8 protein-coding genes are annotated in these 16,274 nt (G+C 43.7%); 2 read left to right on the top strand and 6 right to left on the bottom strand.

Annotated elements, in window-relative coordinates; all coding sequences use genetic code 11:
* Positions 1 to 95 precede the first annotated feature (95 nt).
* From VIN08_RS08885 to VIN08_RS08870, 4 genes are all read right to left on the bottom strand, one after another.
* Positions 96 to 1,187: a sensor histidine kinase gene (locus VIN08_RS08885; protein ID WP_331963340.1), complete on the bottom strand. Its 1,092-nt coding sequence runs from the start codon at positions 1,185 to 1,187 to the stop codon at positions 96 to 98.
* Positions 1,188 to 1,248: 61 nt separating this feature from the next.
* Positions 1,249 to 3,939 (bottom strand): PAS domain-containing protein, encoded by a 2,691-nt coding sequence (locus VIN08_RS08880; protein ID WP_331963337.1) that lies wholly within the window; start codon positions 3,937 to 3,939, stop codon positions 1,249 to 1,251.
* Positions 3,940 to 4,049: 110 nt separating this feature from the next.
* The gene (locus tag VIN08_RS08875; protein WP_331963334.1) at positions 4,050 to 4,802 is read right to left on the bottom strand and encodes a LytTR family DNA-binding domain-containing protein; all 753 of its coding nucleotides are present in this window, start codon (positions 4,800 to 4,802) and stop codon (positions 4,050 to 4,052) included.
* Positions 4,803 to 4,843: 41 nt separating this feature from the next.
* Positions 4,844 to 8,668, bottom strand: coding sequence for a PAS domain S-box protein (locus tag VIN08_RS08870; RefSeq protein WP_331963331.1), 3,825 nt, complete (start codon positions 8,666 to 8,668; stop codon positions 4,844 to 4,846).
* An 848-nt stretch (positions 8,669 to 9,516) separates the two neighbouring features.
* Here VIN08_RS08870 and VIN08_RS08865 point away from each other — a divergent pair.
* Entirely contained in the window at positions 9,517 to 12,567 is a 3,051-nt protein-coding gene (locus VIN08_RS08865) for an ATP-binding protein (protein WP_331963328.1), read from the top strand.
* A 254-nt stretch (positions 12,568 to 12,821) separates the two neighbouring features.
* Here VIN08_RS08865 and VIN08_RS08860 read toward each other — a convergent pair whose 3' ends face one another.
* Together VIN08_RS08860 and VIN08_RS08855 are read right to left on the bottom strand one after the other, a co-directional pair.
* Positions 12,822 to 14,318 carry a PAS domain-containing sensor histidine kinase gene (locus VIN08_RS08860; RefSeq protein WP_331963325.1) on the bottom strand — a complete coding sequence of 499 codons (1,497 nt, stop codon included), beginning with the start codon at positions 14,316 to 14,318 and terminating at the stop codon, positions 12,822 to 12,824.
* 410 nt (positions 14,319 to 14,728) lie between these two features.
* Complete coding sequence (locus VIN08_RS08855; RefSeq protein ID WP_331963322.1) at positions 14,729 to 14,872, bottom strand: hypothetical protein; 144 nt, start codon at positions 14,870 to 14,872, stop codon at positions 14,729 to 14,731.
* A 243-nt stretch (positions 14,873 to 15,115) separates the two neighbouring features.
* Between VIN08_RS08855 and VIN08_RS08850 the strand changes: the two genes are divergently transcribed.
* Positions 15,116 to 16,274, top strand: a 1,159-nt coding sequence (locus VIN08_RS08850) for an amino acid carrier protein (protein WP_331963319.1), incomplete at its 3' end; no start/stop codon positions are given.

The following is a 16,274-nucleotide window of genomic DNA, read 5'->3' as shown; positions in this document are numbered from 1 at the left end:
AAAGATATACCGGCCAGTGCCCCCGCCATACCCAAAATGAGTAAGTGGATGTTTCTTTTGATTAAGTGGACGGCCGCCTGATGGATACTTCTGTTTTAGCCCGCATGGCGCGTGGCCGAATAAAAAGGAATAGCAACATATATCTCCTGAACACCACCGGCAAGAAATGTGATATTCATGGTTGCCCCCAGCGACAAGGCAATTTTGCGCGCTGCATAATAGTTGATCAGGTTCGGATAGGCGAGCAAACCTGAATAGAGCGATGTGCGTTGCTGCAACACCTGCTGCATATTATAATCGAGTTCAAAGCCCAGCGCCTGTACGCGCACTTCCAAACCATGCACGGTACTGCTCAGCGTATAGGATAATGCAGGATGATTTTGCCTCGGAAGACAAACCATATACTGCATGATGTTTGTGAGCAACGATTGCACCAGGTGCTCATGTATATTTTGAATAACAGGCTGCCCGGAAATGATCTCCACTTCAATTGCCTGCAGCGGGCAATTCTGCTCGCGTGTTTCGCGCAGCGCTTTCTCCAATGCAGCAATGTGTAACTCGCCCGTGGGTAATTCAGCTTCTCCTGACTCTGCCAGGTATAGCAATTTAAAAAGACGTTCGTCCAGTCGCTCGGCACTAGAGTCGAGCATGGCTACCATCACATCAATCTCGTCATCATCTTTTCGTATTTTCAGCAAGTTCAGCAGTCCGCGTATAGTTGCCAATGGCCCGCGAAGATCGTGTGCCGCCCTATAGATAAAGCGGTCGAGTTCTTCCCGGTCGTTCTCGGCCTGTGCTATATGCTCTTTGCGATCAAGGTTCTTGAGGTTAAGCACGATATAGCCATTCATATCGGTGATCACTCCTAAATAAAAACCGGTTATATTAAAAATAACAGGATGGCTATGGCGTGTATGCAGCGCAAGTATAATTTCACCAAAGAAACCACGATCGAGGCGCCCCAACAGCAGGCGCTGTATATTCATCTCCGGATGGAGCTGGTTAATATGCATGCCTTTCAACTCCGACAGGCGATAACCGAGTGCATCGAGTATATCATGACTTACATGATCGATCTCGAACTGGTTGGTAAGTACAATCGACTCCGTAAACACGGATACAAGCTTTTGCCTGATCTCATTCTCCGAGATCAAATCCAAAGGCATGGCTGATAACGAAGTCTTCACATTTCTTCCCTCATGATTAAAGCCCGACAACTACTTTTTTTAGACAAGTGCTATAGATCTTCTATTTATCCTGCAATACGCTGCTGCGCAATGCAGGAAGATTCAATTTCTTTGCCTGGCGATTATATAGCAGTAACGCGATCTCTTCATCTTCGAGATGATAACGCGCTCCTATATATTTCACCACCACTCCTGCTTCGTCTTTCACCGGCACCACCGTGGCATCTACCCAGTAGTGTCCTCCGCTCTTTGTTTTATTTTTGATGATGCCTTTAAACACTTCACCTTTTTTCAAGGTACTCCAGAAGAGCTTGAATAATTCTTTCGGCATATCGGCATGGCGCAATAAACTATGCGGCTTGCCCAGCAACTCTTCTTCCGTATAGCCTGATACTTCACAAAGTTTTTCATTTACCAGTGTGATGTTTCCGTTCAGGTCTGCTTCCGAGAGTATCGTTGTTAACGTAAATACACTCTCCCGAATTTCCAGGTCGCGCTTCAGTTTGTTTGTTTCCTCTACCTGGCGCTCCATCGCTTCCTGTGTTGCCGAAAGCTCTTCCATATTCTGGCGAAGTTCTTCTTCCTGTGCTTTCAGTTCTTCCGCCTGTTGCTGTGATTCTGCCAGCAGTTTTTCAGTTTGCTGTTGCAGCGTAGCCTGTATCGTTATGTCTTTGGTAAACGCGCTGGCTCCGATCACTTCACCGGTTTCGGTTCGCAGCGGATTATAGGTAACTATGTAATGATGACCGAAAGAGTTTCTGGTTATCTCTGATGATTCGCCATTCAATGCCTTTCTATAGGGAAGTGTAAACGCATCGGGGTCACCCTTTCCTTTGCGCACCAGATCGGCTACATGAAATCCGGTTGGTTCCTGTATATCCTGCTCCTGGAATATTTTGATCATGGCTTTGTTGGCAAGCACTACACGCAGATCGCGGTCTACAGCCATAATAGCATCGCCCGATGCATTGAGCATGTTGTTCAGGTAAGTCTCTTTCTCTTTTGCTTCATGCTGTGCATTTACCAGTTCGGTAACCTCTTTTGCAAAACATGCTATAGCGGTTATCGCTCCGCTTGCATCACGCATCGGTGAATAAAAATTCACATAATGCGATTGCACTCCGTTTATATCAAATGCTTCGGTAATCTGGAAATGTTCGCCTTTAAATGCACGATCATAATTATCGCGTTGCTTGGCCAACTGTTTTTGATCCTGCTGAAATATAGAGAGCATTTCAAACCCCTTTACTACCGGCAAACCGATAGCCTCGAGGCCGGCACTGAAAGCTTTGTTATAGCTGATCACTTTATACTCGCGATCAAGGGTATAGATCGAATCGCTGCTTGCGTTTAATACTTCATTGAGATAGCGCTCATGCTCCTGCACTTCATTCAGTATGCGGTGCATTTCTTCCTGCGTAGCCGAAAGTTCTTCCATATTCTGGCGAAGCTCTTCCTCCTGTGCTTTCATTTCTTCGTTCGCTTGTTGAGCCTCATGCGCCATGCGCTCGGCATCGTGGCGCGCGCGCATCATCTCGGTGATGTCTTTTGCAAAACATGCTACGGCAAAAACATGTCCGTCTTTATCGCGTAGTGGCGAATAGCTGCTTACATAATAGGACTGCTTGCCTCCTATTTCAAAAGATTCAGTAATATCAAAATGTTCACCGGCCAATCCACGCTTATAGTACATGCGTTGCTTGTCGCGCTCCGGTCCTTGCTGAAATATAGTGAGTATATCCATACCCTTGCGGGCCGTTACTCCCATCGCTTCCACACCGGCATTGAAGGCACGGTTAAAGCTGATAATGCTAAACTCTTTATCAACGGTAAATATAGAATCGCTAGAAGCGTTCAGTACTTCATTGAGATATCCTTCCTTTGCCTGTACTTCTACCAGTATGCGTTGCATTTCTTCCTGCGTTGCCGCAAGTTCTTCCATGCTCTGGCGCATCTCTTCTTCCTGCGTACGCATGTGCTCTGCCTGCATGCGCGACTCCTGCAATAACTTGGTAGTACGCTCTGCTACCTTTGCCGCAGAAATTGTAGATGCTATACTTTCGCCAAGCTTCTCTACAAATTCGATCTGGTATTTTTTGATCTCGGCAAACGATGCGATCTCTACAACGCCCAGCACCGTCTCTTCAATTTTGAGTGGCACTACCAGCAGGTTGCGCGGCAATCCTTCGCCTAGCCCGGACGTTATGCGAACATAATCTTTCGGTATATCTTTCAGATAGGTAGTGGTCTTCTCCAGGATCACCTGACCGATGATGCCTTCTCCCAATGAAAAGCGTTGGTTCAAATGCTTCTGGCGATTGTATGCATAGCAGGCAACCAGTTCCAGGTAAACATCTTTCGGATCGTCTTCATCAATGATGTAGAGCGCTCCCTGGTTGGCGCCCATATATTTTATCAGGCTGCTGATCACCTGGTTCGACAGCTCTGCCAGGTTATCATTTTTAGAGCGAAGTATATCTACGAACTGCGCCAGTCCTTCTGTTACCCAGTTACGTTGTTTCTCTTCCCGCGAAAACTTCTTCATCTGGTTGCGCATGCTTACCAGCGAAGTTGCCAGCAGGTTCTCATCGGTTACTTCATCTGTATCATTATACTGCACGTCCAGGTTTCCCTGCTCTATCGCTTTTACAAACTGGGTGGCGCCCGTTATCTGTACCTGGTGTTGTGAAAGTTTATGTTGTAAAGATGCGAGATCATTTTTTTTGACGATCGAGTAGGGAAAAATTTTCATGCCGATAAAATTTCCCCGAAAATACGGTGAGCAGCATGGTTAACTGATTCTGAATGAGCAGATGGGAAGGATCTTTGAGTAAGTGGAGAAATCGAAAAACAACCTCCGGGCTACTGCATTTTTGCCCCTATACGCGCCAGAAATCCTTCTTTTTTCCGCTTGGATACGTCCAGTGATTTATCGTTGGTCATAATCACATAGCCCCCTTCTCCGCGCACGTATTTTTTTATAGCGTTCAGATTAATCAGGTAGGAATTGTGAATGCGATAAAAGTTATGATCGCTCAGCATATCCTCATATTCCTTGAGCGTGCGGCTGACCACGTATTTCTTTCCATCGGTAACAGTGATCTCGGTATAATTACTGGATGCTTCGCAGTAGAGTATATCTTGTGTACGCACAAATACCAACCCATCGGATGTGGGCAAGGCCAGTTTATAATTTTCGGAAGAAGCCGTCTTTAGATTTTGCATGAGTTGCTCCAGCCGAACGGAAATAGAATCGCCCATGCGTTTTTCAACCTTGGCCAAGGCACGTTTCAATTCTTCTATGTCTATCGGCTTCAATAGATAATCGATGGCCGAAAACTTGAATGCCTTGATCGCATATTCGGAATAAGCTGTAGTAAAGATCACTTCAAAGTCGAAGTCGCGAAGCCTGGTAAGCAGATCAAAACCGGTTTCCCGTTGCAACTGAATATCCAGGAAAACAACATCGGGTTTATACTGTTGTATGGCTTGCATCGCTTCGGCTACATCCTGGCACAACGCCTTGACAGAAACATTTTCACAGAATTCTTCAAGTAGAATTTTTAGACTCTCACGGCTTTTCAGCTCATCGTCTACGATAATAGCGTTGATCATAGGATTGGGGCATATACAATATAAGAGGAATTTTGAAAACCTCAGAATCTTACCCAAATATTTACACGAGTGCCCCCCGGTTGCCCATCCGTTGTAACAAGATCTTGTATCTCGAAGGCAACATTGTCGCGCTCATTGATCAGGCGAAGTCGCTCTTCGGTTAATACTGTTCCCATCGAGTTATGCTTGGGAAAATTCCTGCTTCGAAGCTCTCGTGCGGCCACACGACCTATACCATTATCTTCTACGGTAAAGAGTACACGATCATTGTCGTAACGAACTATAATCTTTAACAATCCTTTATCCTGCTTGCTATATAAACCATGCAGAATAGCATTCTCTACATACGGCTGAATTAACAGGGACGGTATCTCGATGCTCTCCTGATCGAGCTCCGGATCTACCTCAAGCTGAAATTCAAATTTATTTTCGAAGCGCACCATCTCCAGGTTGATATAGTATGTTAACAATGCAATCTCATCGGCTATACTAATTTTATCATTCACAGAATGCGAAAGAACGCCCCGAATGAGTTTTGAAAAAGTTGACAAATAGTTAATAGCATTCTGCCGATCGTTCTTCGCTATAAAATATTGGATGGAGTTTAATGCATTAAAAATAAAATGCGGATTCATCACCGATCGGAGCGCCATCAGTTTAAGTTCTCCGATCTTTTTATTCGCTTCGGCAAGCTCTTCGGCTTTGTGTTTCAGTTCGGTTATATCGCGGGTATAGATCGATGCACCCACTATACGATTGTTCTCAATGATCGGGTGAACCGAATTTTGTGTTATTACCTGTTTACCTTCATATTCCTCCAGCACCGACTCACCGGTAAAGGCGCGATTATATAGTCTTACCCAATAGTCGATCAGGTAATCCGGCAAATGTCCGCGTGACACCTTGATCATATCCTGCCCTACTGTATACTCTACATTATACAGGTCTTTCATCGTTTGATAGAATACCTGGTTTAGTGTAGTGATACGGTAATCCATATCTACCGACCATATACTCAAATCGGTATTGTTGATGATGGCGTTGAGCTTGATTTCATTTTCGCGTATGCGGTCTTCCGCCAGTTTCTGCTCCGTAATATCTTCAGCAAATACCGTTACACCCGTGATGCTGTCTTTTCCGCGGATAGGACTGAATGAATATTTATGATAGCGGTTGTTTCGTTTCTCCTGCATCACGAACGACTCGCCCGTGCAGGCCCGATCGTAACGTTCTTTCCACGTGGTGCGCAGCCACTCTGCTTCCGGGTTGGTGGAGTCATCAGCAATAATAGGTTGCCCATACACCAGCACAGCACCATAATAGAACTTCATATACTCTTTAAAGGTCTGGTTGCAGTTGATCAGGTGATATTGTCTGTCAACCGCCCACACCATAAATTTGGTATTGTTGATCGTGGCATGAAGATTCGCTTCACTCAACATGAGTCGCTCTTCTGCTTCACGCTGACTGGTAATGTCGTTCATATAGGCCGTTATACCACTCATCTTTCCCTCGATGATAATCGGGTGAAGCACACAATGGTATATACGATCATTCGTCTCTACATCAAAAGATGCAGTACTGCCGTTTGTAACAAGTTCATATTTACTTCGCCAAAATTCGCTGAACGAATGTGGATTGATAAAATCCAGGATCGGCATGCCTACGAAGAGATCGGTTTTGAGATACCGTTTAAAGAATCCGGCAAAGCGATTGTTAAAGCGCAACAGTTTATTACGCATATCTACCGACCAGATAAAGTATTCGGTGTTGTTGAGAATGGAATTAAGATTCGCTTCACTCTTTACCAGATTCTCTTCTATAATTTTCTTCTCAGTTGTATCGCGTACAATTACCAGCAGGTGATTCTCTCCATGAAACTGTATACGTTGTGCGGAGATCGTTCCGAAAAAGTGTGCACCATTCTTTCGCAGAAAAACAGATTCCATAGTAACCGATTTATCACGTGCCAGTGCTTCGAAATATTTGGTACGGTCTTCCTGTATCGCCCACAGGTTAAAAGCGTTGGAAGATTTACCGATCACATCCTGGCGGGTATAGCCTGCTATAGGTTGCAGCTTTTCATTTACTTCCACCAATGTAAGATCGCGCTCACGGAAGATAAGCATCAGATCCGGGTTGAGGTCGAACGATTTACGGAAACGCTCTTCGGCATACCTGCGCTCGGATACATCGCGCACAACGGACAGGATATACGGCACGCCTTCAATCTCCACACGATTGCTTGAGATAATTACATGTATAATGCTCCCATCCTTTTTATACCACGGACACTCAACTTCCACCACTCTCGTTTCGAAGTATCGTTCGTAAAAATTTACACGATCATCCGGATTAACAAAGAGTCCCAATGAACTTGCCGGGCGACCAATTACTTCCTGGCGGGTATATCCTAATATCGACTCAATACGGTCGTTTACATCGGCAATCAATGTATCGCTCTCCCGCATAATCACCATCAGGTTAGGATTATAGCGAAAGGCGCTGGCAAATTTCTGTTCACTGCTCTTCAGTCGTTCTTCAGCTTCCTTCAGGTAAGTGATATCAAACACCAGCCCGACCACGCGATGGTACATGTGCTTGAGTACCGGGTACGCTGTAATCCGCACCCACTTCCTATAGCCCAACGGTGTGGTTATGCGTCCGGTGATATCGAACGGATTGCTATATTGCTGTGCCATGCGATGAAGTGCATCGCTGATCAACCTGCGACCTGGTTCATCAAACAATGCTGCTATCTCATCGAGCTCGCTGATCTTGAATCGTTCGTCAACACCAAAGATGTTATACATCTCGTTGGACCACACCATGGTCTGTGTTCCGATCTCATATCCCCAGCTACCGATGCGCGCCAGCTTCTGCGACTGGTTGAGTATAAATTCACGCTCCGACAATTGCTGCACGTTATGTGAAAGCTGATCGTTACTCTGGCGCAATTCTTCTTCGGCCATAGCGAGTTCTTCTTCACGCACTTGCAACGCGCGGTTAAGGGTGCGTTGCTGTTCTATGGTTCGCTCTAATATCTGCTCGCGCATTCGCTCGCGTGTTATATCTACCCAACTGCCTACAGCTTTTATAGCGGTGCCGTTATCATCGCGTACGATGGTCCCCTGATCAATAACATGAACGATCGTTCCATCTTTTTTCAAAAAGCGATAGGTATCAAAGAAATTATCTTCCGTAGCAATGGCACGTTCAAAGCTGGCCGCTACGCGATCCCGATCATCGTCATGAACATCCTTCAACCAGTCATCTATAGTATAGTCTGGTTTATTAAATCCAAATTCCTCCAGTGTACGGTTACCGGCCATCCACTGTAGCTTATGTGTAGCGATATCTACTTCCCACATGGCTGTATTGGAAAGCTCTGCGATCATCTTGAAGCGGTTACGCTCTTCTCCCAGTGTATTGAACAGTTCCTGTAATTTTTGTTCACGCTGATAACGGTTGGTAACATCGCGCCAAGTACCTATAACACGAAGTGCTTCGCCTTTTTCATTCCGCAGAAAGCGCATGTTATCATAAATCATATATTCTATACCACCGGCTCCGCGAAAACGATACTCATGGCTATAGGTGGATGCCGTTGTATCGTGAAGTGCTTTTTCAAAACCATTCACAGCACGATCACAATCATCCGGATGAATATTATTCCGCCAGAAATTATCATCGATATGTCCGTGAGGAATACCGTACTTCTGTTGACTGACAGAAGATGCAAACCAGTATAGATGATGGTTGCGCAGATCAATGACCCAGATCGCTTCTCCCAACGTATCGAGAATAGCGGAAAACAACTCGGGGTCTAACAGTGTATTAAAATCTTTTTCGCTGATACTACTCAATGCCTTACTGTATAAGAAGAATAAAGTTACAAAAAATATCGCTCCACCCTAACCCCACACGCAAGGCCAAAACCGGTTTAGCTGACATTCGGTTTATCTATACACAAGCAACTCAAAGTATAGCAAACTATATATTCGTACCAAGCACTGTTCGTTTTCAAAAACACCTCCTGAAAAACCGGTCAGCATATATCTGTAAAATCACGCATAACGCCCTGTGAAGTATAGAAACCCGATATACTTTACAGTATAAAAAATCATACACAAACCGTTACCAATCTTACAAGCTGAAAGTACCGGATACCTGATCGATGCTCTGCGTGATATAATGTTCAATATCAAGCATTGGAACATCATAATAGGCTAATTATGCCAATGTATTATTTAAAGATCATGGAATGACTATACCACATTATGCGGTGTCCGGGCATTTATTGATATGCACTACTTGACAGGCTGATATATATGCTATATTTGGTTAGACGGGGATCATTTTTATTTCAACATTACCCTGGCTATTACATCATAAACGCACCACTTTAAACTCAGTCACTAAAGAAAAAGATATTATTCAAGAAGTATACTTCTTCCTATAAACGAGCCCTATACCTGTAAGGGCGCTTCTACGTAAAAGCCGCCAGCCCCTATGGATAAATCCTGCAAGGTGCCTCGGCATTTTGCAAACAGATAAACTGTTATATAGATAATACTCCTAATCTACCTGATCATCTGATATGAATCTTTACCGCTATGCATTTCTCGTTTTCTGTATATACCTGTGTCCGCACGTTACGAGAGGTCAGCAATTCTTCATACAAAAATATCCTATAGAAACTTACCAAGGTTCCATGCAAAACTGGGATGCCGAGCAAGACGAATGGGGCATTATGTATTTTGCCAACACCGATGGCGTTCTGATCTTTGATGGTATCCGCTGGGAACTGATAACACTACCCGGCACAGCGTATTGTTTTTCTGTTGCATCTGACAAGCATGGCAGGGTATATATAGGGGGCAGTGGAGAGCTGGGCTATATTATGAAGGACGCGTCCGGTAATTATACCTATCATTCTTTATTGCCATCACTACCGAAGGAAATTCAGAATATGCTGGGAGAAATCTGGGATACCGAGGTATTGGGTTCTACACTTTTCTTTAGCGACATGCAACATTGCTATGTATACGACCTGGCAAAAGGAAAGATAAAAATACTGGACGAACAAAGTCTATGGCCGATTCACTTGGCAGACTCTATCTATGCTTTAAAAAATGGCGGTATGTATGTATATAAACAGGACGCATTCCGCCCCATGAATTTACTAACCGACACAAAGATTCTGCTCGTTTCTGAGTATGGCGAAAATGGCTATATGTTGCTGGATGACAAGAAGCAGCTATGGACGCTGGAGGGAAATGCCAGTATAAAAAAACCAAAGCTTTTCTCGGAGGCAGTAAATACCGCATTGAAAGATATACCTGTAAAAAGATTTCGTCCGTTGCCGGGTGGTCGTATTGCTGTTGTCTCCAATCATCAAATACTGATTTTTAGTATACATGGCGAACTGCTTTCGCGCATAGGCGGCAATGTGCTGGATGAAAGTACACTATCCGATGAGTTATTCCTGGAAGATATAAACCGTAACTTATGGTTTGCTACCAACGAGTTTATAGGCATGGTTATAACCAGTAGTCCGCTGAGTTATTACGACAAACATAACAACCTGCGTGGCTCTGTATTCACCCTGGGGCAATATCATGGGCAACAATATGCCGGCACCAACCTGGGGTTATATCGACTGAAAGATAAAGACACGTTCGAGTTCCTTCCTAATACAGGTACAGTATGGGAAATGTATAGTTTTAACGATCGACTATATCTAGCCTGCGACAGCGGTGTATCAGAGATCGACAACAAAAACTATCCCCGTGTAATTATTCGCGATAATGGTGTGCTCTCGTTATGTTCTGTAAGCCATCGTAAAGACCGGTTGATCATGGGTACGTATGGAAATGGCATTTGGCTGTTATCAGAAAAAGATGGCGCCTGGAGTAAACGCAGGATCAAAGGCTTTAATGAAGAAACACGCTATATACAGGAAGACGACCATGGGAACTTCTGGATCGCGCACTACGGAAAAGGTATATGGAAACTTCGATTGAATGATGCGCTGGATGCCGTGATTGAAAAGAAATTTTATACCAGCGCCCAGGGCTTGCCTTCCGACATGCATAATCGCATATATAAACTGAACGATAAAACAATTATAGCAACCACGGGCAATGGTATATATACCTATAACTCATCCACGAATAGGTTCAACCCTGACCCTCGCTTTAGCAAAGCATTGCAGGGTTACCTGATCTCCGCGATTGCAGAAAGTCAGGAAGGGTATATTTATTTTCGGGGAAGATCGATTAACAAAAATGAAGAGATGGCAGGCATGCTGATAAAAGGTAAGGATGGCATTTATGATGCACTGATCACCCCTTTCAACAAAATCTCATGGGCAGAAACTGATCCCCGTTTGATAACGACAAACGATGGCGTGTGGATTGGAAGCAACAACAAGTTGATCGTTTACAATCACAAACAGGAAACGTATTTTCATAAGCCGTTGCGATCGATTATCAAAAAGATAACCACTATAGATTCCGTTATCTATACTAATAAAAATATAAATGATTCAATCTATATCACCACTACCATTCCGTTTTCACAAAACAGCTTACGCTTCGATTTTGATATAGTACACTTTGAAGATGCCGAAAAAAATGAATTTCAATATAAACTTGTCGGGTTCGATAAAACCTGGTCTGACTGGACAACCGCCCGTGAGGCTCACTTTACCAACCTGCCGGAGGGCAACTATACCTTTATGGTGCGCGCCCGAAACAGCTACAAGGTGGAGAGTAAACCCAGCAGTTTTTCATTTTACATCACCCCGCCAGTCTATAGAACACTATGGGCCTACGGTATATATCTTGTACTGCTCGGACTTATTGTATATGGTATAATACTACAACGGACAAAGCAAGTAAACAGACAGAAAGAATTACTGGAACGGGAAGTAACCGAAAAGACAAAAGAGTTGCTGGCAATGAATGAAGAGATCATGGCACAGAACGAAGAGATATCAAACATTAATGAAGAAGTAAACCGGCAAAATATAGAGATCGAAAGTCAGTCTAAGATATTACGACAATCGAATTATACCAAAGACAAACTCTTCTCCATTATATCACACGATCTGCGCGGGCCGATTTTTCAGTTCCGGGAAGTATTTAGCATGATCGAATCAGGCTATATATCGGAAAGTGAATTTCAAAACAAGCTTATACCTGAAATGAAGGAGCGTATAAATTATGTAGCCACGCTCACGGACAATCTTTTACATTGGGCAAAGGATCAGATGGAAGGTATACAGGTAAAACCTTCATCGTTTAACCTACAGGATATTGTTGACGAAAATATAAATCTGCTCTGTGCACAGGCATTACGGAAATCCATACAGCTAAACTCACATCTTCAAAACACGCTTTATGCCTATGCCGATAAGGACATGATCAAACTCGTGCTGCGCAATCTCCTGAGCAACGCAGTGAAATTTACTCCTGAAAACGGTTCGATTGAAGTAAAAATTCGAACAGAAAACAACTATGTATATATATCCGTAAAAGATAGTGGCGTGGGTTTATCGCAGGAAGAGATCGATAAAATCCTGGGCAAAGAATACTTCACCAAATACGGAACAGCAGGAGAAAAAGGCTCTGGCCTCGGACTAATGCTCTGCCGGGAGTTCGTTGAAAAAAACGGAGGCACACTTTTGATCGAGAGTAAGCGCGGAGAAGGAAGTATATTTACGTTTAACGTAAAGAATGCTGATGCAAGCCTAAAGTAGAAAGCGTGCATCTTTACTTTGAGCTTTCTGCGTCTGCGTCAATCTGTGGTAGATTTTCTGCATTCGAATATCGATCAAGGAATATCGATCAACGAATGATGAAGTATAAATAGAGGAAAGTCGGAAGACCGGAAGTGGGAAGCAATCGCTATACATCTCTGTCCGCATTCACGAATAATGGTTAACCATTCACGAATAACGGGAACAGAATCTCGAACAACGAACACCGATTAATAAATATCGAATTACTATGGTTAGACCACGCTATTCGGAATTTCAATCACAAATGTAGTTCCCTCTCCCAGCCTGGATTGTACGGTTATAGTTCCGTTCAGTTTCTCCAGTACACCTTTTACTATATATAGCCCCAGGCCGGAGCCTTTGCTATCGGCATTGGCACGGAAGAACATCTTGAAGATTCTATCCAGATATTCTTCATTTATACCGATACCATTATCGGAAAAACGAAGCGTGGCTTTCGTTTTATCCACCTGTATATCTACGCTTATATAGGAGTCATCTTTCCGGATGTCGCGATAGTGTACAGCATTCGATATAATATTATTGAACACCATCAGCAACCGGCTATAGTCTGAATAGAACGGAGCATCGATTGTAATCTTTTTGATGCTTCTCACTTTATCGGCACCATCCATAAACTTCAGTGTATCGATTGATTCCTGCAGCAGTTCATGAAAGTCAATTTCCTTTTGCATCACATCCATACGCGCGTTACGCGAGTAGTGAATTATATCAGAAATGAAATGATCGAGTTTGTTCACGCTCTTCTCGATCAGCTCGAGATATAGTTCTGTGTTTTGCTTTTCCGGATCGAGCCGTATCATATTCAGCAATCCTTTTACCGACATCAGCGGTGCGCGCAGATCGTGCGAGGCGCTGTATACGAAGCGATCGAGCTCTGCGTTGATCTTGATGAGCTCTTCATTCTGTTTTTTCAAAAGATCTTCTGCGCGTGTCTGGTTTGTAATGTCGCGCGAATACATAGTTAAACCTGTTACAGTCCCGTTCTCCACTATAGGATAAGTTTTAATTTCAAAAGTTCTTATATCCTTCTCAATCAGGTATGACTCATAATATTTACCTGGTCTTCCTTTCAATCCACTCTCGTAACGGTTGCGCCACTGTTCCCGAAGTTCCGGCATATCCTCTGGTATCAATGCCAGGATGCTAACGCCCTTCAGTAACTTAACGCCATAAGCTTGTTTATATTTTTTAAAGAACTCACGATTAAAGTCGATCAACTCAAAATCTGTGTTGATCAGCCATATACTGTCATCAATTGTATTGAGGATCGACCGGAGGTTGGCTTCATTCTCAATGATCTTCTTCTGGTAAGCCTTGCGCACAGTTATATCGCGACTGAATACCGAAATGATCTGCGAGCCATCGGGCCGCGAACTGGATTTGAAGTGCATCTCCCAGTAATAATTACGACCATCTATTTCAAATACATCTTCTACTTTTATAGGTGTACCACTCAGAGCAATCATACAACGCTCTTTCCACTCTTGTGTAAGTGCAGCATTGATGTGTTGCATCGATTCGAGAATCGAAGTTCCTTTCTTCAATTCTATACCATACGTTTCAATGAATACCCAATAGAATCCGGAGTTAAGATTGATGATCCGAAACTCTTCATCCAGCAATAGAATGTTTGAATCTGCATCTTCAATAATAGAGGTAAAAATATCCTGCCACACGCCTATCTCCGCATGTTCCAGCATCGTCATACGCTATATATAGTTTTTGATAAATACTACCTGTACCCTCACACATTCATTCCGGAAAAGTAAGATCCCATTATAGTAGGATATTGTCTGGCAACAGACCATTGACACATCTTTTAACGGAGACGTTGCTTCGGGAAGCATACACGATGTTGCCTTAATAATATCAAGAATGATAAGTATTAACGCGGTTTTACGTAAACAACGGCAATTGGATACTTAGTTCATTTCAAAATCTGTCTCTCATTTGGTTCTAGTGTATACTGAAAGTAAAAAGCCCCATTTTCATGGGGCTTTCACATTTTTATACAAAGAAATTATTTTTCTTTCAACGCGGGAACCATTGACTTAGTGAGCTCTGCGCCAAGCAAGGATTCGATCAACCCGGCATTGCCTTTACCATCTTTATCTCTTCAATATATACCTGTGGCAATCACTACGCGCTTGTTGTCTTTAAAGATGGTAAAAGGCGCAACAGTAAAGCGGTTGCGAAATACATAGTCCACCAATACAAACAGTATCAACAGGACGCCAATGAAACTAAAGGCTCCTACCATAATGAATAAAGAATTGAATTGTTTGGTTTAAAAACTAAACTGAAAAAGAAAGCGAAATCGGAAATAATCCGGGTAAAACGGAAGGTTTACATCCCGGTAGTTGTTTGGGGTTTTCAGCACGTTCGTAAACCCTCGCATATACAAGTAACCGTGTCTCTTTAGAAAGATAAATTTGTCCTTTTGTGTAACCTTCACAGGCGGTAATTCAATATTTCCTATATTTCCGGATTAACAGATAGACCATTGCAAGAACTTAATCAATATTTGTCAGACATCGCTGCCTATACCTGGTGGCCCGTTCTATTCCTTATTATAGGTGGCGGAGTTTTCTTTCTCGTGTATTCCGGATTTGTTCAGTATAAATACTTCGGGCATGCTATACAGGTGCTCATGGGGAAATTCGAAGACTCGAAAGGTCCTGGTCAGATAAGTCCTTATAAAGCATTATCAACCGCGCTTGCCTCTACGGTGGGCATGGGTAACCTTTCCGGTGTAGCAGCTGCTATAGCGATGGGTGGCCCCGGTGCATTATTCTGGATGTGGGTAACAGCCTTTATCGGAATGTCTACCAACTTCTTTACCAGTACATTGGCGAGTATGTATCGCGGTAAGGATTCAACGGGCGAGCTACAGGGCGGCCCGATGTATGTGATCCGCGAAGCACTGGGTAAACACTGGTGGCCGATGGCTACATTCTTTTGCCTGTGCTGCCTCATTGGTATGCTGCCGATCTTCCAGGCCAATCAATTAACACAGGCCATTGTAGATATAGGCTTGAAGCCGGCTGGCGTGGAAGAACGCATGTTTACTATCGGGCAATCGTCTTTCAGTGTTCACAAATTTATCATTGGCTTGCTCATTACTGTACTGGTATCGGTTGTGATCATCGGTGGTATAAAACGTATTGGTAACTGGGCAGGACGTCTGGTGCCGGTAATGATCGTGCTTCACTTTATCTCGGTAGCAATAATTCTCGTGGCGTATGCAGATCAGCTACCTTACTATATAGGACTTGTATTTACCGATGCCTTCTCTGCCTCCAACTATCATGGCGATCCATTTCTGGGCGGTGTATTAGGCGGTATCATTATGCTGGGTGTGCGCAGGGCTACATTCTCCAATGAGGCTGGTATAGGTACAGCACCGATGGCGATGGGTGCTTCTATCAGCACAGAACCAGTGCGCGAAGGATTGATCTCGATGCTCAGTCCGGTGATTGATACGCTACTTTCGTGTTCGCTTACAGCATTTGCAATCCTGGTTACAGGTGTATGGAAAACAGAAGGTGTTTCCGGTATAACGCTTACTTCGCTTGCGTATCGTTCGGCTATGCCTTACGGAGAGTATATATTATTGCTATGCACTTTTGTGTTTGCTATCAGCGCGCTGTTCTCCTATAGTT

The organism is Ohtaekwangia sp. (assembly GCF_036568665.1).
Lineage (GTDB): Bacteria > Bacteroidota > Bacteroidia > Cytophagales > Cyclobacteriaceae > Ohtaekwangia.
The sequence above is the reverse complement of the archived record's forward strand: the minus strand, read 5'-3'. Positions and strand labels throughout refer to the sequence as shown.